The 18594-nt window shown below is 39.3% G+C and carries 17 protein-coding genes; 3 read left to right on the top strand and 14 right to left on the bottom strand.

Annotation, left to right across the window (positions count from 1 at the left end; translation table 11 throughout):
• Nucleotides 1–208: 208 nt before the first annotated feature.
• From QQS39_RS18300 to acs, 3 genes are all read right to left on the bottom strand, one after another.
• Complete coding sequence (locus QQS39_RS18300; protein ID WP_151436482.1) at nucleotides 209–1864, bottom strand: cation acetate symporter; 1656 nt, start codon at nucleotides 1862–1864, stop codon at nucleotides 209–211.
• Nucleotides 1861–2172, bottom strand: a complete 312-nt coding sequence (locus QQS39_RS18295) for a DUF485 domain-containing protein (protein WP_088494195.1) — start codon at nucleotides 2170–2172, stop codon at nucleotides 1861–1863. Before QQS39_RS18295 ends, QQS39_RS18300 begins: the two co-directional genes overlap by 4 nt.
• A gap of 158 nt (nucleotides 2173–2330) precedes the next feature.
• Nucleotides 2331–4289 carry an acetate--CoA ligase gene (acs, locus tag QQS39_RS18290; protein ID WP_151436481.1) on the bottom strand — a complete coding sequence of 653 codons (1959 nt, stop codon included), beginning with the start codon at nucleotides 4287–4289 and terminating at the stop codon, nucleotides 2331–2333.
• 372 nt (nucleotides 4290–4661) lie between these two features.
• On the opposite strand from acs, the gene sodA reads away from it, so the two are divergent.
• Nucleotides 4662–5285, top strand: coding sequence for a superoxide dismutase [Mn] (sodA, locus tag QQS39_RS18285; protein ID WP_075672604.1), 624 nt, complete (start codon nucleotides 4662–4664; stop codon nucleotides 5283–5285).
• Nucleotides 5286–5400: 115 nt separating this feature from the next.
• Nucleotides 5401–6075: a 6-hydroxyaminopurine reductase gene (yiiM, locus tag QQS39_RS18280; protein WP_285805124.1), complete on the top strand. Its 675-nt coding sequence runs from the start codon at nucleotides 5401–5403 to the stop codon at nucleotides 6073–6075.
• 126 nt (nucleotides 6076–6201) lie between these two features.
• Here the strand turns inward: yiiM and trpS are convergent, their stop codons facing one another.
• The 11 genes from trpS to QQS39_RS18225 all read right to left on the bottom strand — a co-directional run bounded on the left by trpS (nucleotide 6202) and on the right by QQS39_RS18225 (nucleotide 15925).
• Complete coding sequence (gene trpS / locus QQS39_RS18275) at nucleotides 6202–7230, bottom strand: tryptophan--tRNA ligase (RefSeq protein ID WP_151436479.1); 1029 nt, start codon at nucleotides 7228–7230, stop codon at nucleotides 6202–6204.
• 21 nt (nucleotides 7231–7251) lie between these two features.
• A complete protein-coding gene (locus QQS39_RS18270) occupies nucleotides 7252–7941 on the bottom strand; it encodes a phosphoglycolate phosphatase (RefSeq protein WP_285805123.1) in 690 nt (229 codons plus the stop codon).
• Complete coding sequence (gene rpe, locus QQS39_RS18265) at nucleotides 7941–8612, bottom strand: ribulose-phosphate 3-epimerase (protein WP_099076132.1); 672 nt, start codon at nucleotides 8610–8612, stop codon at nucleotides 7941–7943. Before rpe ends, QQS39_RS18270 begins: the two co-directional genes overlap by 1 nt.
• A 44-nt stretch (nucleotides 8613–8656) precedes the next feature.
• Nucleotides 8657–9472: an adenine-specific DNA-methyltransferase gene (gene dam / locus QQS39_RS18260; RefSeq protein WP_151436476.1), complete on the bottom strand. Its 816-nt coding sequence runs from the start codon at nucleotides 9470–9472 to the stop codon at nucleotides 8657–8659.
• Nucleotides 9473–9554: 82 nt separating this feature from the next.
• Nucleotides 9555–10499 (bottom strand): SPOR domain-containing protein, encoded by a 945-nt coding sequence (locus tag QQS39_RS18255; RefSeq protein ID WP_285805122.1) that lies wholly within the window; start codon nucleotides 10497–10499, stop codon nucleotides 9555–9557.
• A 170-nt stretch (nucleotides 10500–10669) separates the two neighbouring features.
• Entirely contained in the window at nucleotides 10670–11764 is a 1095-nt protein-coding gene (gene aroB, locus QQS39_RS18250; protein ID WP_285805121.1) for a 3-dehydroquinate synthase, read from the bottom strand.
• Between the two features lie 54 nt (nucleotides 11765–11818).
• The gene (gene aroK / locus QQS39_RS18245; RefSeq protein ID WP_129586866.1) at nucleotides 11819–12340 is read right to left on the bottom strand and encodes a shikimate kinase AroK; all 522 of its coding nucleotides are present in this window, start codon (nucleotides 12338–12340) and stop codon (nucleotides 11819–11821) included.
• Nucleotides 12341–12919: 579 nt separating this feature from the next.
• Nucleotides 12920–14020 (bottom strand): type IV pilus secretin PilQ, encoded by a 1101-nt coding sequence (gene pilQ / locus QQS39_RS18240; RefSeq protein ID WP_285805120.1) that lies wholly within the window; start codon nucleotides 14018–14020, stop codon nucleotides 12920–12922.
• Nucleotides 14017–14538, bottom strand: a complete 522-nt coding sequence (locus QQS39_RS18235; protein ID WP_285805119.1) for a hypothetical protein — start codon at nucleotides 14536–14538, stop codon at nucleotides 14017–14019. Before QQS39_RS18235 ends, pilQ begins: the two co-directional genes overlap by 4 nt.
• A complete protein-coding gene (locus QQS39_RS18230; RefSeq protein ID WP_285805118.1) occupies nucleotides 14535–15113 on the bottom strand; it encodes a fimbrial assembly protein in 579 nt (192 codons plus the stop codon). Before QQS39_RS18230 ends, QQS39_RS18235 begins: the two co-directional genes overlap by 4 nt.
• Complete coding sequence (locus QQS39_RS18225; RefSeq protein ID WP_285805117.1) at nucleotides 15101–15925, bottom strand: hypothetical protein; 825 nt, start codon at nucleotides 15923–15925, stop codon at nucleotides 15101–15103. The genes QQS39_RS18230 and QQS39_RS18225 overlap by 13 nt, the downstream gene beginning before the upstream one ends.
• A gap of 115 nt (nucleotides 15926–16040) precedes the next feature.
• On the opposite strand from QQS39_RS18225, the gene mrcA reads away from it, so the two are divergent.
• Complete coding sequence (mrcA, locus tag QQS39_RS18220; RefSeq protein WP_285805116.1) at nucleotides 16041–18575, top strand: peptidoglycan glycosyltransferase/peptidoglycan DD-transpeptidase MrcA; 2535 nt, start codon at nucleotides 16041–16043, stop codon at nucleotides 18573–18575.
• Nucleotides 18576–18594 lie beyond the last annotated feature (19 nt).

Here is an 18594-nt window from a genome sequence, read left to right as displayed (position 1 = left end):
TTATAATAGTGGAATAACTCATAATAAGTTATTTAAATAATCGTATAGATATGTAGTTAAAGATTAAAAATATTCTAAATAAGTAAATAATAGAAATAGGCGTAAGATTTTTATAATAATGGATAAAATCATTGAAAATGAATAACCCCAAAGTTGGAATTTACTTTGGGGTTATTTTTGTTTAGAAAGATAACATTATTTTAGATGGTTAGTGCTGTTTACCTTGTTCAATGCCTAAGCCAATTTGAGAACGAATAAACTGTACTTGGAATTTTGCTTTTTCTTGTTCACCTAAAGATGATTTATCTGTAACCGAGAAAAGCCATGAGACAACAAAAGCAATGATTATTGAGAATAATGCTGGGTATTCATAAGGATAGATCGGCTTCTCATGACCTAAAATACTTACCCAAATTGTTGGCCCCAAGATCATCAACGTGACAGCAACTAATAGACCAGACCATCCTCCCGCGACCGCGCCTCGTGTTGTTAGCCCTTTCCAATACATAGATAACAATATGATTGGGAAGTTACAGCTTGCGGCAATTGAGAAAGCAAGCCCCACCATAAAGGCAATATTTTGCTTTTCAAATAAAATACCTAAACCAATAGCGACAATACCTAAGATAACCACAGTAATTTTGGATACTTTTAGCTCTTGTCTTTCATCTGCGTGACCATTTTTAATTACATTAGCGTAGAGATCATGCGATACCGCAGATGCACCTGCTAAAGTTAGCCCGGCAACAACGGCTAAAATAGTAGCGAAGGCAACGGCTGAAATGAAGCCTAAGAAGAAATTACCACCAACAGCATCCGCTAAGTGAACCGCCGCCATATTGGTTCCACCAATCAAAGCGCCAGCGGCATCTTTGAACACAGGATTAGGGCTAACGAGTAAGATAGCGCCGAAACCAATGATAAAAGTAAGAATATAAAAATAACCGATAAAACCTGTTGCATAGAAAACACTCTTACGGGCTTCTTTTGCATCGCTAACAGTAAAGAAGCGCATGATGATATGAGGAAGCCCCGCTGTACCAAACATCAAAGCAAGACCTAAAGAGAGCGCAGATATAGGATCAGAAACCAATCCACCAGGACTCATGATAGAGAACCCTTTTGAGTGAACACTAACGGCTTCTTTAAATAAAGTATTGAAATTAAAATCGACGGCTTTCATAACCATAACAGCCATAAAACTTGCACCTGCAAGTAATAAAATAGCTTTAATGATTTGAACCCAAGTAGTCGCTAACATGCCTCCAAATAACACATATAGCACCATTAGAATGCCGACGAGTACAACGGCAATATGGTAGTTTAAGCCGAAAAGGAGTTCGATTAATTTACCGGCACCTACCATTTGTGCAATCAGATATAGAGCAACAACAACCAGTGATCCAATCGCGGAGAGTGTTCTCACAGGTTTAGGGCTTAAGCGATAGGAGACAACATCAGCAAAGGTATAGCGCCCTAAATTACGTAAGCGTTCAGCAATGATAAAAAGAATGATAGGCCAACCAATCAGAAATCCAATTGAATAGATAAGCCCATCATAACCCGAGGTATAAACCAGCGCGGAGATCCCTAAAAAGGATGCGGCAGACATAAAATCACCAGCGATTGCCATTCCGTTTTGGAAGCCAGTAATTTTTCCTCCGGCTGTATAGTAATCAGAACGAGAGCGGGTACGTTTAGAAGCCCAATAAGTGATGTAAAGCGTTAATCCTACGAATATTAGGAACATGATGATGGCCTGAATATTCATCGGTTGTTTCTCACCTCCTTCTGTTATTGCAGCAGCGTAAGCAACCGTTGAGGAGAGGAAAAATAAGCTTATTGCATAGAGTAATTTTCTCATTTTTCTACCTCTTCAATAATTTCAGCGGTAAGTTTGTCAAACTCGGTATTGGCTTTAATAACGTAAATACCCGTTAATAAAAATGAGGCGATGATTAAACCCATACCAATAGGAATACCTCGTGTAATGTAACTTCCCTCATATAATGGTGTACCTAACCATTGTGGATAGAACGCAATAAGTAAGATAAATGAGACGTACATAACAAGCGTAATAATTGAAAGTGTCCATGAAAAACGACTACGTTTATTAACCAGTTCTTTAAAGCGAGGGTTGTTTTCTATCTCTTGATAAATATTGGCATTCATCAGAGTTCTCCTCTATATAATTGTTTGGTTTATCACTTGATTTAGAGGCTTAATCCCCCGCATTCCATGATTTTTAGGTAAGAGAGCCTAGCAAAGGCATTTTTATGCCTTTGCTTTGTCGTATTACGTTTTTTAAATGACAGTTATTTTGTTGTGTATTAAGCAGTGAGTGATAGAGACTGTTTTTCTTCTAACAGTTTCTCTACAACACCCGGATCAGCGAGTGTTGAGGTATCCCCGAGGTTAGTTGTGTCGCCAGAGGCAATTTTACGCAAGATACGGCGCATAATTTTTCCTGAGCGTGTTTTAGGTAAGGAATCTGTCCAATGTAGGATATCTGGTGTGGCTATTGGTCCAATTTCTTTACGTACCCAGTTGCGAACTTCAGTATAAAGTTCAGGCGTTGGCTCTTCACCGTGATTTAAAGTGACATAAGCATAAATGGCTTGTCCTTTAATATTGTGAGGAATACCAACTACTGCGGCTTCTGCAATCTTAGGATGTGCAACGAGAGCGGATTCAATCTCTGCTGTTCCTAAGCGATGACCTGAAATATTTAAGACATCATCAACACGTCCGGTTATCCAATAGTCACCATCTTCATCTCGGCGAGCGCCGTCACCAGAGAAATACATCCCTTTAAAGGTTGAAAAGTAAGTTTGTTCAAAACGATCGTGATCACCAAAAAGTGTTCTTGCTTGACCCGGCCAAGAATCAGTAATGACTAAGTTACCTTCACAAGCTCCTTGCTGTACTTCTCCCATATTATCGACAATTGCAGGCTGAACACCGAAGAAAGGGCGTGTTGCTGAGCCAGGTTTTAGGATCATAGCACCCGGTAATGGGGTTATCATGAAACCACCGGTTTCTGTTTGCCACCATGTATCAACGATAGGACATTGGCTACGCCCCATCTTCTGATAGAACCATTCCCATGCTTCTGGGTTAATGGGTTCACCTACGGAGCCTAAAATGCGCAGAGAGGTGCGTTGAGTGCCTTCAATCGCTTTATCGCCTTCAGCCATTAATGCACGGATTGCCGTAGGTGCTGTATATAAGATATTGATTTGGTGCTTATCAACAATCTGAGCCATACGATTAACAGATGGATAATTAGGAACACCTTCAAACATAACCGTAGTCGCACCATTTGATAGAGGACCATACAGTAAGTAGCTATGCCCTGTTACCCAACCCACATCAGCGGTACACCAATAAATATCACCTTCATGATAATCAAAGGTGTATTTGAAGGTCATTGAAGCATAAACGAGATAACCTCCCGTTGTATGCAGTACGCCTTTGGGTTTGCCTGTTGAACCTGAGGTATACAGAATAAAGAGAGGATCTTCTGCATCCATCACTTCAACATCACACTCAGTGCTGACACCTTGGATGATTTCATCCCACCAAACATCACGCCCTTCAATCCATTGTTCGGTATGCCCTGTTCGACGAAATACCACTACATGATTAATAGGGGGGATATCAGCGTGATTTAAAGCATCATCAACATTTTTCTTTAAAGGAATAGCGCGACCCGCACGTAATCCTTCATCAGCTGTAATCACTAATTTAGCTTTTGAATCAATGATCCTGCCTGCTACAGCTTCAGGAGAGAAACCACCAAAAATAACAGAATGGATAGCCCCAATACGAGTACAAGCGAGCATAGCGACTGCCGCTTCTGGCACCATCGGCATATAAATCGCCACAACATCGCCTTTTTTAATACCTAAATTTTTTAATACATTAGCGAATTGGCAAACATCTTGGTGGAGTTGTCGGTAAGTGATTTTTTTCGACTCATTAGGTGAGTCACCTTCCCAAATAATGGCGGTTTGATCACCTCGTGTTTTAAGGTGGCGATCAAGACAGTTTTGACTGATATTTAGCTGACCATCTTCAAACCAGCGAATGCGTACATGGCCTGGGTCAAAAGAAGTATTTTTTACCACAGTATATGGCTTTATCCAGTCAATGATTTTCCCTTTATCTGCCCAAAAGGCCTCAGGGTTTTTGATGGATAATTCATAATCTTTTTGGTATTGCTCTTTATTGATCAGGGCGTGTTCTGCAATGCTTGCAGGAATATGATGTTGGTTTATTTTTGTCATAATAGTTCTCCTCACTATTGTTAATACTATGTCAAAAAATCGTTAACAAAAGAGGGTAAATAAAGATTGTTTCTTTTTTGCGCAGAAGATCACGAATTAATGGAAAGGCTTTTCATGGAATGTTCAATTAGTGCTAAAGCGAGTAGGGTATTATTTATCTACTATTTTCTTGTTTAATAGGATTATCGTTTAATAGAACGCTTTTAAATTAAAATAATATACTGTGAAAATTAATTTAACCGTGCTGGATAAAAAAACCACAAAAATAATATGGATTTGATAATGATTTTCATTAACGTTTTTTCCACTATAATGAAATGAAAAGATAAATCACATGGTGTGATCCAAGATAAAACAGCACTGGAGATTAATATGAGCTATACATTACCTGCACTGCCTTATGCTTATGATGCATTAGAGCCTCACTTTGATGAGCGTACAATGGAAATTCACCATACTAAGCATCATCAAACTTATGTGAATAATACCAACACAGCATTAGAAAAATTACCTGAGCTTGCTGGCTTAGAAATTGATGAGTTGGTTAAAAATCTTCATAAAGTACCTGCCGATCAACGTACTTTTTTACGTAATAACGCAGGTGGCCATTCTAACCACTCATTATTCTGGAAAGGTCTGAAGCTAGGGACTCAATTACAAGGTTCACTAAAAGATGCGATTGAGCGCGATTTTGGTAGCGTTGATGCCTTTAAAGAGTTATTTGAAAAAGCGGCGGCAAGCCGTTTTGGTTCAGGTTGGGCTTGGCTGGTATTAAAAGACGATGGCAAACTTGCGGTAGTTTCTACTGCAAACCAAGATAGCCCATTAATGGGTGAAGAGTTAGCTGGCGCATCAGGTTACCCAATTGTAGGGTTAGATGTGTGGGAACATGCTTACTACTTGAAATATCAAAATCGCCGCCCTGATTATATTAAAGCGTTCTGGTCAGTCGTTAACTGGGACGAAGCGCAAAAACGTTTTCAGAGCAAAGCATAATTGAGTAGATAGCATCCTTTCTCTTTTATATTTTCAATGCCGACATTTGTCGGCATTGTTTCTTTTGAACACTATCTTTACTATGAGTTATTCTTTTCTGTTTAGGTAGTGAGCTATGCGCTATTTTCCTAGTATTTTTATCGGTAATATCACAACAACATCTAATGGATTTACCAGTGCGATCACCAAAAGGCTGGTGGATGGCACTATCAAATTGACATCACTGGGATTAGAAGGTGATGAGCAAGCAGAAAAGAGTTTTCACGGTGGTCCTGATCGCGCACTTTGTCACTATCCTAACGAACATTATCTTTATTGGGCTGAGCAATTCCCTCAATTGATGGATTTTTTTCATGCTCCCGCATTTGGTGAAAATATCTCAACAACAGGCATGACGGAAGAGAATGTTTTTATTGGGGATATTTATCAATGGGGAACTGCATTAATTCAAGTTACTCAACCTCGCTCTCCTTGCTACAAACTTAACACAGTGACAGAAGTCAGTAATTTTTCGCAAACTATGCAAGATAGTGGTTATTGTGGTTGGTTATATCGTGTTGTGAGTGCAGGAGAAACAGGGAGTCATCATCCTCTTGCGTTAGTTTCAAGAAACAGTGATGTCTCTGTTAAAGAAGCTATTTCTATTGCTTTTCATATGCCTTTTGATGAAGAGCTTTATCATCGTTTATTAAGTGCGGCAGGATTATCAGCGAGTTGGAGTAAGACTATGCAGTTAAGACTGCAAAATCAAACTATTGAGAGCTTTGATAGGCGGCTGTTTAAGAGATAAATAATTATCTAATTGATAATTAATGATATTATCAATAAAAATTAGCTTGTGAGCTAATTTAACTTCTTTACTAAAAAAACACCTCCCTAAAAATAGGCGAGGTGTTTTTTATGCATTAACGAAAAATTACGGATGTGCAATAAATCCGATTGCGTCATAAACCTTGTCTAAGGTTGCTTGAGCGCGAATTTTGGCTTTATCTGCACCTTCTTTCATAATTTTATTCAATAGTGCTTCATTATCACGGAATGCGTGGAAACGTTCTTGAATGTTGGTTAGCATTTCAGATACCGCATCAGCGACAGCACCTTTTAGATGACCGTACATTTTTCCTTCAAATTCAGCTTCTAATTCAGGAATAGTTTTACCTGTTACACCCGCTAAAATATCCAGTAAGTTAGATACACCGGCTTTGTTTTCAAGATCGTAAATAACACGAGGTGGTTCTTCTGAGTCTGTCATTGCACGTTTGATCTTTTTCGCTGCAGCTTTTGGATCTTCAAGCAATGCGATAACGTTATTACGGTTATCATCAGACTTAGACATTTTTTTAGTCGGATCTTGTAATGCCATCACACGAGCGCCGCCTTTTGGAATAAAAGGATCTGGTACGGTGAATATGTCGCCATAAATAGCATTAAAGCGCTGAGCAATATCACGGCTTAATTCAAGATGTTGTTTTTGGTCGATACCAACAGGGACTTGGTTTGTTTGATAGATAAGAATATCTGCCGCCATTAATACAGGATAGTCGAATAGCCCTGCATTGATATTTTCGGCGTGGCGCGCTGATTTATCTTTAAATTGAGTCATTCGGCTCAATTCACCAAAATAGGTATAGCAGTTAAGTGCCCAGCTTAATTGCGCATGTTGTGGAACATGTGACTGAACAAAAATAGTGCTTTTTTCTGGATCAATACCACAAGCAAGATAAAGAGCCAACGTATCTAAGGTTCTTTTTCTAAGCTCTTTTGGATCTTGACGAACTGTAATGGCGTGTTGGTCAACGATACAGTAAATGCAATCATAGTCATCTTGCATTTGTACCCATTGACGTAATGCACCCATGTAGTTACCAATAGTGAGTTCACCAGAAGGCTGTGCACCACTGAATACAATTGGCTTTTGTGCCGTTTTTTCTACTGAAGTCGTCATCTTAATTCTGTTCCACAGTTGTCATTGCGTGATGTCGAGGATTGATAGCAAGTCAGCAAAATTATCGAGTGTATAATCAGGTTTGCTGTCTGCGATAGGAACGCCATAGTTATAGCCATAGGTTAAACCTACGCAAGGGCATTGAGCCTCTTGTGCTGCAATAATATCGTTGCGAGAATCCCCAACAAAAAGGAGTTCTTCCTTTTTAACACCAAATGTACCCATTGTTAAATATAATGGTGCTGGATGTGGTTTTTTTTCTTTGACATCATCTCCGCCAAGCACCAAGGAAAAATACCTATCAATTTCTAGTTGCTGTAATAGTGGTGCAATAAAGGGAGAAGGTTTATTGGTGACGATACCTAATGGAATGTTATGTGAAGCTAATACTTCAAGCGTTTCTTTGACATGTGGGAATAAATCGCTGCCTGTTTTGACCGAAGTTGCATAATGTTCATCAAAAAGGTCACGCATCTCTTTTAATAAGGTTTCTGTGACATCTTCTACGCCAGCGTTATGCAAAGCGCGCGTAAGTAGCATATCAACGCCATTACCCACCCAAATAGTCACATTATGTTTACCAGCAGGCGCAAAACCTTTTGATGTTAATGCGTAATCTGTTGCTTCTGTTAGTCCAACAGCGCTGTCTGTGAGTGTGCCATCAAGATCAAAGGCGATAGCACGAATGCCTTTGAGTTTTTTGTCTGTCATTACGATACCTTTTCTAATTCACGGCGCATATTGTCAATAACATGCTTATAATCTGGTTGATTGAAAATAGCTGAGCCAGCAACGAACATATCTGCACCTGCTTGGGCAATTTCAGCGATATTATCGACTTTAACACCACCATCAATTTCTAAACGAATGTCATAACCACCATCATCGATCATTTTACGAACTTGGCGTAATTTATCGAGGGTGTTAGGAATAAATGATTGGCCGCCAAAGCCTGGGTTAACAGACATCAGCAGAATAAGATCCAATTTATCCATTACATAATCGAGATAATTTAATGGGGTTGCTGGGTTAAGCACTAAGCCTGCTTTACAACCACAATCTTTTATTAGTTGAATTGTACGGTCAACGTGGTCACTGGCTTCAGCGTGAAATGAGATATAAGTTGCGCCCGCATTTGCAAAATCAGGAATGATACGGTCAACGGGTTTAACCATGAGGTGAACATCAATGGGTGCTGTAATACCGTAGTTGCGCAGCGCCTTACAAATTGGCGCACCAAATGTCAGATTAGGGACATAGTGGTTATCCATCACATCAAAGTGGACAACATCTGCGCCAGCCGCGAGTACTTTTTCAGTATCTTCACCAAGGCGAGCAAAATCAGCGGATAAAATAGAAGGGGCAATCAGAAAATCTTTCATCGCATTCTCCAGACAACACTCCCATTGTCGGGAGGTGTTAACGATTATTTATATAAGGCAAGTAATTCGTTCACTTTGCTACGACCAAGTGTGTTGCTACTGATTGTTCTTCTGACTTTCACACTGTGTAGCTCTTTTGCGTTTACATACCACTCTTTTGTTAACGCAGTCTCATGATTTGATATTAACACGGGTATCTGTCTCTCGTAAGCCAGCATTGAGGCAAGTTGAGCCAGATGTTCCTGCTCTTGAAAACTAAAGCTATTTGTATGGTATGACGTAAAATTTGCAGTCGGTGATAATGGTGCATAAGGCGGATCGCAATAAACGACAGCGCCTTTTTTTGCATTTGTCATCGTTGATGAATAGCTTTGGCAAACAAATTCGGCTTTTTGTGCTTTTTCAGAAAACCAAATTAGCTCTGCTTCAGGAAAATAAGGTTTTTTATAACGACCAAAAGGGACATTGTATTCACCTTTTGAATTATAACGACACAGCCCATTGTAGCAATGACGGTTAAGATAGAGAAATAACACACTACGCTGATAAGCGTCCGTTGAACGATTAAATTCTTGTCGTAGTTGATAAAACTCTTCTGCGATATTCATTTGAGGGGTAAATAATAAGCGAGCATCCTTCATAAATTTTTCAGGATGTCGCTTCACCGTATTATAGAGATGAATTAGATCACTATTTATATCGGCAAGAATATATGAATCGTATTCTGTATTTAAAAAAACAGAACCGGCACCCATAAAAGGTTCAATTAAACAATTACCCTCAGGCAGATGACGTTTAATGTCATCTACCAAAGGATATTTACCACCAGCCCATTTTAGGAATGCGCGTTTTTTTTTCATGCCGTCCAAATTTCTCAATCGTTTCAGAGTCGCCGATTGTACTCTGTTTCAGACAGCATATCAGCGGTGAACTTCGTCTTAATTATTTTTTTAGATCCTGATGAACATGTTTCATCGGTCTAACCCAAGGTTGTTTTGCTTGTACTGGCGCTGGTAAAGAAGAAATGGCCTGTTTGGCTTCACTTATATTACGATAATTTCCATAGATGAGTACATACCATGGATTACCGTTACGCTGTGTTTTGTAAATAGTGTAGTTTCCATTGAGGTTCTTTTTAGCGAAAGCCTCTAAGGTATCTTGGCGACTTGCACCACTTAATTGCAACGTATAGTTAGTGGCAGGAATAGCACTTAAATTACCTGCTGATAAGGAGCCTGAAACAACAGGTTTAGTCGTTGCAGGTTTAGGTTGCGTTGTTGCTGGTGGTGTTACCGGTTTTGTCGGTGGTGTTTTTATTTCAGCCGGTTTTTGTACTGGCTGTACAGGCTTGGTGACTGGTGGCTGTGTAACAGGCTGCACTGGTTTGGGTTGTTGTGCATTTAATTGTTGTTGCTGACCTGTCGCTTGGTTTATACCAGGTTGTTGTTGATTTAAAGAATCAACAATATCACCAGGGATCTCAACGCGTTGACCTTGCGAATCAATCATTGGCGGTAAATTTTGAGAAGGTGGTGTTGCTGGCTGTATCTCTTGCCCAGTAATAGATTGAGGTGTCGATGGCTGACCATTTTCTGAAGGTGTAACGGATGACGGTTGTTGAGATAGGTCGATATTTCTTTCCGTATTACTCGCAGGCGTTGATTCCGTTGTTTCCGGTGATTTTAATGCTGAACTTATTGCGATAATTAGCAGAATAAGAACTAAAACACCTACACCAATCATCATCTGTTGACGGGATACAGAGAATCGTGCGTTTTTTAATGGATTGTTACGAGGTCGGTTGGTTCGACGTTCAGGTCTATCCGAAGTATCAGGTTTGAGTGAATTATCACCCTTGGTTTCATTATCAGGTTTGAACTCGTCCATTATGCCCTCCGTCAGAGCGTCAAAAAGCGAAAAATATTCTATTCAGCCTTAGCCATTACCTCATAGTATAAGGATGAAACGCTTTTTCTGAAACGTTGCATTTGACAATATTAACCAGAATTTTCCTTAAATGAATATTCTAGTTTATTTCTTGTCAGGTAATGGGGAGCTTAATTTGCATTAATGCAAGATGTTATCGCTTTGCGGACTTGTTCGCGAGTAATATCGGCACGCAATTCGGATTGACCGATACCTTTTGGTAAAACAAGGTGTAATTTGCCACCAGATACTTTTTTATCTCGCATCATATGAGGTAAATAGTCATCGGGTGTCATTTCAATAGGACCATTGACGGGGAGATTGGCTCTCTCAAGCAATTGAATAACACGTTGAGTCTCTTCTTCAGTGAATTGACCAAGCGCTTGAGCTGTTCTTGCCGCCATTACCATACCTGCAGCAACGGCTTCACCATGCAACCAAACACCATATCCCATATGAGCTTCAATGGCGTGTCCATAGGTATGACCAAGGTTGAGTAGTGCGCGCAAACCACTTGTTTCTTTTTCATCAGCAGCAACGACGTCAGCTTTTAGCTCACAGCAACGACGGATACAAAATGCCATGGCTTTAGGATCAAGCGCCAAGAGTTTATCAATATTATTTTCAAGCCAGATAAAAAAGTTTTTATCTAAAATGATGCCATATTTAATAACTTCAGCTAAACCTGATGAAAGTTCACGAGGCGGTAATGTGGCAAGACAATCGAGATCGATAACAACAGAAGCAGGCTGATAAAACGCCCCAATCATGTTTTTGCCAAGAGGGTGATTAACTGCAGTTTTTCCACCAACAGAAGAATCAACTTGTGACAATAGTGTTGTTGGCACTTGGATAAAGCGAACGCCGCGCTGATAGCTTGCTGCGGCAAAACCAGTTAGATCACCAATAACACCACCGCCTAACGCGATAAGTGTTGTATCTCGATTGTGATTTTTTTCTAATAATGCAGTAAAGACATCATTCATGATTTCAAGCGATTTATATTGTTCGCCATCAGGCAAAATTACGCTATCAACCAAAACACCCTGTTTTTTTAAGGTGTCCGTTACCTTTTCTAAATAGAGTGGAGCAAGTGTCACGTTTGTGACTATCATAACTTGCTGCCCTGATTTTAAAGGTAAAAAGGTATCTTCTTGATGAAAAAGGCCAGAAGCAATGGTAATGGGATAGCTTCTTTCACCTAATGTGACAGTGATTTTTTCCATAACAGTGGCCTTCTTCTTATTGTCTTCACTTAACCTTGTAAATAGCTGAATTTATTAGTTTTGTTCTAATAATTCAATTATTTGATTGGCTACAATTTTTGCACTCTGATCATCAGTATGAATAGTGATGTCAGCAATTTCTTCATAAAGAGGATTACGTTCTTCAGCTAATGTCTCTAAGACATCGCGCACAGGTTCAACACCTTGCAATAAAGGACGTTTTTTATCACGTTGGGTACGCGCGAGCTGCTTTTCGATGTTGGTTTCTAAATAAACAACCACACCGCGTGCAGATAATCTGTTACGGGTTTCTCGCGATATCACCGAACCACCACCTGTTGCTAACACAATGCCTTGCTTTTCAGTGAGTTCGTTGATTATTTTTTCTTCTCGTTGACGGAAGCCTTCTTCGCCTTCAACATCAAATACCCAACCTACATCCGCACCAGTACGCCGCTCAATTTCCTGATCGGAATCATAAAACTCCATACTAAGTTGTTGAGCTAACTGACGACCAATAGTGCTTTTGCCGGCACCCATAGGCCCAACCAGAAAGATATTACGTTTCTCTGCCATGTTTTTGGTATTACTAAGATATTCGTTAATGATAACCCGCCCCGCCAAATTCATTCAGCGACGGGACCTAAACTGAAATTTATGAGTGTTTATCTAATACACACCTGATAACATTTGTTATCTACTCTCATAATAAGACTGAGTTCTTTCAGTAGATCGCTATAAAATAACCACATGCTGTCATAAACGACAACATAGGATAAAAATCCCTTTGCCCACAGTACATAACAAAAACTACTCAAAAAGTAATTATCTTTGTTGGCAACGCGGAGATTCTAACACAATTTAGTCGGAAAACCGCATCTGATAATATTGTCTTTTTCGTCATCAATCGATCAATATTACATATAAAAAGCCCTACCTCCAAGAATAGAGGAAGTGCATAAAATGTATCCGTATTTTTATTGTGATGTTTCAGGTTCACTCAAATTAGCTAACCCTTGTAAGCTAAATCGCCTTCATCGTCAAATCTATAAATACTGATTATAAGAAAAAACAATGAATAACTCTCAGTTTAATCCTAGTAAAAAACATGTAGTGCTTTGTATTTTATAATAAAAGTATTTATCACATAAAAAATTAGATTAATTTGGGTGTAATAAAAATAACCAATTCATGGCGACTGTGTTGATCTCTTTTATGACTGAAAAGTACTCCTAGTAATGGAATAGAGGATAAGAAGGGGATCTTTGCTGTGTGTTCTTGTTGCTTTTGCTGAAATATACCTCCTAACATAATGGTTTCTCCGTCTCGAATAGTCACTTCTGTGCTGATCTCTTGCTTATCAATAGATAGATGTTCACTTCCACCTTGAACAAGTGCAATGCCCGGTGTGTTTTGACTAATCTTAAGTATTAATCTTATCTTTTTATTTCTCTGAATAATGGGGGTTACTTCCATACCCAAAACGGCTTCTTTAAATTGAACTCGTGTAATTTCATTATCTCGACTGACATAGGGGATCTCCGTTCCTTGTTTAATGGATGCTGTTTTTTCATGAGCGGTTGTGAGCCGTGGACTTGCAATGATAGATAGCTGTTTCTCTTGTTCTAACGCACTTAATTCAAGCTCTAATAGACGCCCATTAATTCTGGCAATATTAAAGGCAACATAGTGCAGGGGATTTTTGGTGTTTTGATGGAGTGATAATGCAGAAAGTGAAGGCGTTGATGGCGCCGAATTAAGCGAGGAGGTTGTTGAAATAGCATTAGGTATGGTAGATGCAGCTTCGGTTTGTGTTTTTAATGCTTGTAATCCCCATTGAGTACCTAATTCATTTAAAGCATCCTGACTGCTACTCACAATATGTGCGGTGATATGAACTTGTTGTTGTGGAGTGTCCCGTAATTTTAGCCAATCCTCAATTTCAGACAGTGTTTTACTGTTATCAACGATTGAAAGACTATTCGCTTCTCTATCAATAATAACTCGCCCCTGCTGACTTAGTAATGGAATAGTGTGATTACTGAGTTGTTCGCCTAATCTCTCAGCATCAGCATAATTTAAAGGATAAAGTTGGTGATGTAACTCATCAGGTTGTTCCGTAGTTGATGTTCGCTCTTCAATAAAAGTAGATGATATCTTTTCATCATCGATATTCTCAGGAAAAAAGGGATCTCGGGTGTGAGCCAAAGTGGCGGTAGTCATACATAATATGACGATTAAAATTCCTATCTTCATGATATATCACCCTGTATTGCGCTAGGATAACTTAGCTCTGTAAGGCTTATTTGTACTGAAATTAAATGGGTTTCTATTGGAATAATATTTAGAGAAACCAGCGCTAAACTTGTTTGATTGAGGTATTCCAAGAGTGCTAAAAACTGTGAGTAAGACAAAGTAAAAGTGAGTTTATATAAAGAGCTAGGCGAGTTTTCCCAAATCTCCGGTATAAAATGGTAAGTCATCAGTAAACGTTGTAATTGCTCACTAACCGGTAGGTTATCGAATGGAATGTCATAATCTATTTGTTGTGAATGAATAGATGGCATTGTGTCTAACGCGCTCTGATAGTGATTAATACGCTTTAGTCTTTGTACTATTTCTAGGTGTTGTTGAGCTATCTCTTGCTGGTAGTCCGTATAGATAAAGAGGTAATAAAATAGAAGGGTAATAAAAGGTATTATTAAGCTCAGTAAAGTGAGTTTCCACTTGGGTAGAAACGCAATAAGTAACAACCACTGTGCATTTATTTTCATTGGCTTCCCTCATCTTCTTCACCTTCTTCATTCCATCGCGCTTGTTCTTCTGACTTTCCGTTTAAATGTATTTCTGTATAAGACGGATCAGCTTTGCTTTGTTGTAAATAACTCAACGTTAAAGAGGCTAAAACAGGGTGATTTTTAAGGTTGGTAATAAAGGAGAGTGATTGTGTATTGGGAAGTGTGAGATGGAGTGAGCGCTGATTATCTGCCTCACCATAGTGGCTAATCCAACCAGTTGAGGGAAGATGTGTTTCGATAGCTCGAAAGAAGCGAATGTAATGTAAATAGCGCAACCAGTTTTGATAATAGAGTGAATAGTGTTGATAGCGTAAAAGTGTCTGTTTTTTCTGTTGTTGATATATATCGAGCTGTTTTAGCAATAAATCTTCTTGTTGTTGAGTTTGGCGTTGTTGATCTGTTATGTGTGAGCGTTTTTGTGCTAAATGGTAGGTGTAATAGCTACAAATAACGAAAGTGATCGTGACCAATGATAGTGTTTGAAAAAGCCATAACAATGCATTTTGCCTAAATAAACGGCTGCGCCAAGGTAAGTAATTTACTTGATACATAACACCTCTTCAGGGCGTAATGCCAAACCCAAAGCAACAAGTGGAATGAGATTTTTATCTGACGTTGTGTTAAATAAGTCGAGGGAAAGATGGGGCCAAATAGGCATCAACTGACTAAAATATTCTTCATTATCACCTGTTAAGTAACACTGTTTTAATGACCAATGATATTTTTCTATTAACTGGTAAATACAGGCTTGTTGCTCTTGTTGGTTTTCATAGGCAAGAGTGCCGTAATGGGGCATATTTTCATCAGATGATATCCAAAGTAGCGTTTTGTTTTTACAGTACAAAAGTGGGTACTGAGGTGAGATATCAAGGTAAGTTGCTAAATAGCGTAGTGCGCATGCCGGGGTATCAATCGCAGTTATTGTTAAGTTTATTTGAGAAAACAAGTCAATATACTTATCTAAAATCGTTTTATGGCACAGATGAATAGCGAGTTTCCCATTATTTTGCCGATAATCAAAATTAACAGGGATTTTCGTATTTTGTGTGTAAGATGTGGCTCGTAGTTGCGCTAACCGATAACATGCTGCTGATGTAAGGGAAACTGCATGAGGCAGTGAGATAATTTGATAGTTTTCATAAATATCTGGTAGAGAAAGCGTAACATTATTAATTGAGGGTAATTTTTCACGCCAATTTATTAGGATTTCTCTTAATTTTATGTCATTTAAATCGTCATTAAGAGGTAAAGGGAATTGCCAAAATGTACTGATCTTCCATTGTTTATTCTGCTGAAATACCAAAACTGCATTGATATGATGAGTGTTAATTTCAATACCAATCTGGTAATTGTGTGTTTCCATAAATGATATCCATATCTATTGATGAGTAATTGCCTATTTTCGAAGAGGCGTTACCTTTATACTACGCACTGTTTGTTTATAAACCGCCCAATTCACATTACATGGGAAATTTAAGGTGAAGTTCTTAAAATATTTTTTCATCTTCGTTTTTGCTTGCATAATTTTGGGAGCTGCCTCGATATACGGTATGTATAAGTATGTAGAGCCTCAGTTACCCGATGTCGCGACATTAAAAGATGTTCGTTTACAAACTCCTATGCAGGTATTTAGTGCAGACGGAGAGTTGATTGCGCAATACGGCGAAAAACGTCGTTTACCGCTAACATTGGAGGAGATACCTCCTCAACTTATTAATGCTTTTATCGCAACAGAAGATACGCGTTTTCGTGAACACCACGGTATTGACCCTATTGGGATCTCGCGTGCTGTTGTCGTGGCATTAACATCAGGACAAGCCTCTCAAGGCGCGAGTACCATTACGCAACAATTAGCTAGAAATTTCTTTTTAACACCTGAAAAGAAATTAATGCGAAAAATAAAAGAAGCCTTCTTGGCGATCCGCATTGAAAAAGAGCTGACTAAAGATGAAATTTTAGCGCTGTATCTAAATAAAATTTATCTAGGTAACCGCGCTTATGGTGTGGGTGCTGCGGCTTATGTTTACTTTGGTAAAAGTGTTCATGATCTTAGCCTAAATGAAATGGCTGTCATTGCTGGTTTACCGAAAGCACCATCGACACTTAACCCACTCTATTCTTATGATCGTGCCTTAAAACGTCGTAATGTCGTTTTACAGCGTATGTATGAAGAGAACTATATCACTCGTGCGCAGTATGAAAGTGCAAGAGCCGAGCCTATCGTTGCTAAATACCATGCACCACAAATTGATTTCTCTGCACCTTATTTAACAGAAATGGTGAGAATGGAGATGTATGAGCGCTATGGTGAAAATGCTTATACAGATGGCTATAAAATTTACACTACGGTGGTTCGTAAAGATCAATTAGCCGCAGAAAAAGCCTTGCGTGACAATGTTATCGACTACGACATGCGTCATGGTTACCGTGGCGCTCAAGAAGTTTTGTGGCGTGAAGGACAAACACCATGGGATAACGAAGCTATCAACAAGAAATTAAAAGGGATCCAAACTTATGGTCCTTTAATTCCTGCTGTTGTGTTATCCGCTGATGCGAAAGAAGCCAAAGTTATCTTAAAAACGGGCGACAACATTACGCTAGATTTAAAAGCGGTTCGTTGGGCGCGTAAATTTATTTCTGATACCTCTCAAGGCGCAACACCAACAAAAGTTGATGCCGTTGTGCATGCTGGTGAGCAAATTTGGGTACGCCAAAATAACGAAAACAATTGGGTACTAGCGCAACTTCCGGGTGTTAATGCTGCATTTGTTGCATTAGATCCTATCAATGGAGGGATTATTGCGCTGGTTGGTGGTTTTGATTTTGAGATCAGTAAATTTAACCGGGTTTCTCAATCGTTACGCCAAGTCGGTTCAAACATTAAACCTTTCTTATATGCTGCTGCATTAGATAAAGGATTAACGTTATCGACACTGCTTAATGATTTACCTATTAGCCGTTGGGATGCCGGTGCGGGAACAGATTGGCGTCCTAAAAACTCACCGCCAACTTATGCCGGTCCTATTCGTTTACGTCAAGGTTTAGGTCAGTCTAAAAACGTGGTGATGGTACGTGCAATGCGCGCAATGGGTGTGGATTATGCTGCTGATTATCTATTACGTTTTGGTTTCCCTAATCAAAATATCGATAGAACAGAATCTTTAGCATTAGGATCACCATCATTTACACCAATGCAAATGGTACGAGGGTTTGCTGTTATGGCAAACGGCGGATATCTCATAGAGCCTTACTATATCCAACGTATTGAGAATGCCGAAGGTGAAGAGCTGTTTACTGCAAAACCAAAGATAGCTTGTCCTGATTGTACTGATATCCCTGTTATTTATGGCGATACCATGCGTTCTATTGCGTTATCTGATGATTATATGGAAAACGTTGCTCAATCTAATACATCTCAGCCAGTAGCGGTTACGCCTGAAATTGAATTAGAACAAGCACCATTAGCTGAAACGGTAAAAGAAAGCCCTTATGCACCACATGTTATCAGCACACCACTGGCTTACTTAATGCATGATGCATTAAGAACAAACCTTGTGGGAGAGCCGGGATGGTCTGGTACAGGTTGGCGTGCTGTTCGTGATCTTAAACGCCAAGATATTGGTGGTAAGACCGGAACAACAAACAGTTCTAAAGATGCTTGGTTCTCTGGATATGGTGCCAATATTGTTGCTACAGCTTGGATTGGTTTTGATGACAGTAGCCGCAATTTAGGTCGAACTGCCGCAAGTGGTGGTGAAGCGGGTGCTAAAACAGCACAACCTATTTGGAATGACTTTATGAAAGTAGCTCTGGATGGTGTCCCTGTTAATATGATGCCAGCACCAAAAGGTGTTGTGGCTGTTCAAATTGATAGAAGGACAGGAAAATTGGCGGGTGATGGCGCTTCAATGAAAGAATATTTTATTGATGGCACTCAACCGACAGAAAGGGCAAAAAATGAAGTAGGAACACAGATTTTTGAGGATAATGGCGAATCTAACGAGTTATTCTAATTAATCGAAAATAAAAACC

The sequence above is a fragment of the Proteus appendicitidis genome, from assembly GCF_030271835.1.
GTDB lineage: Bacteria > Pseudomonadota > Gammaproteobacteria > Enterobacterales > Enterobacteriaceae > Proteus > Proteus appendicitidis.
Note: the sequence above shows the minus strand (reverse complement) of the source record. Positions and strands in the feature narration are given on the sequence as shown.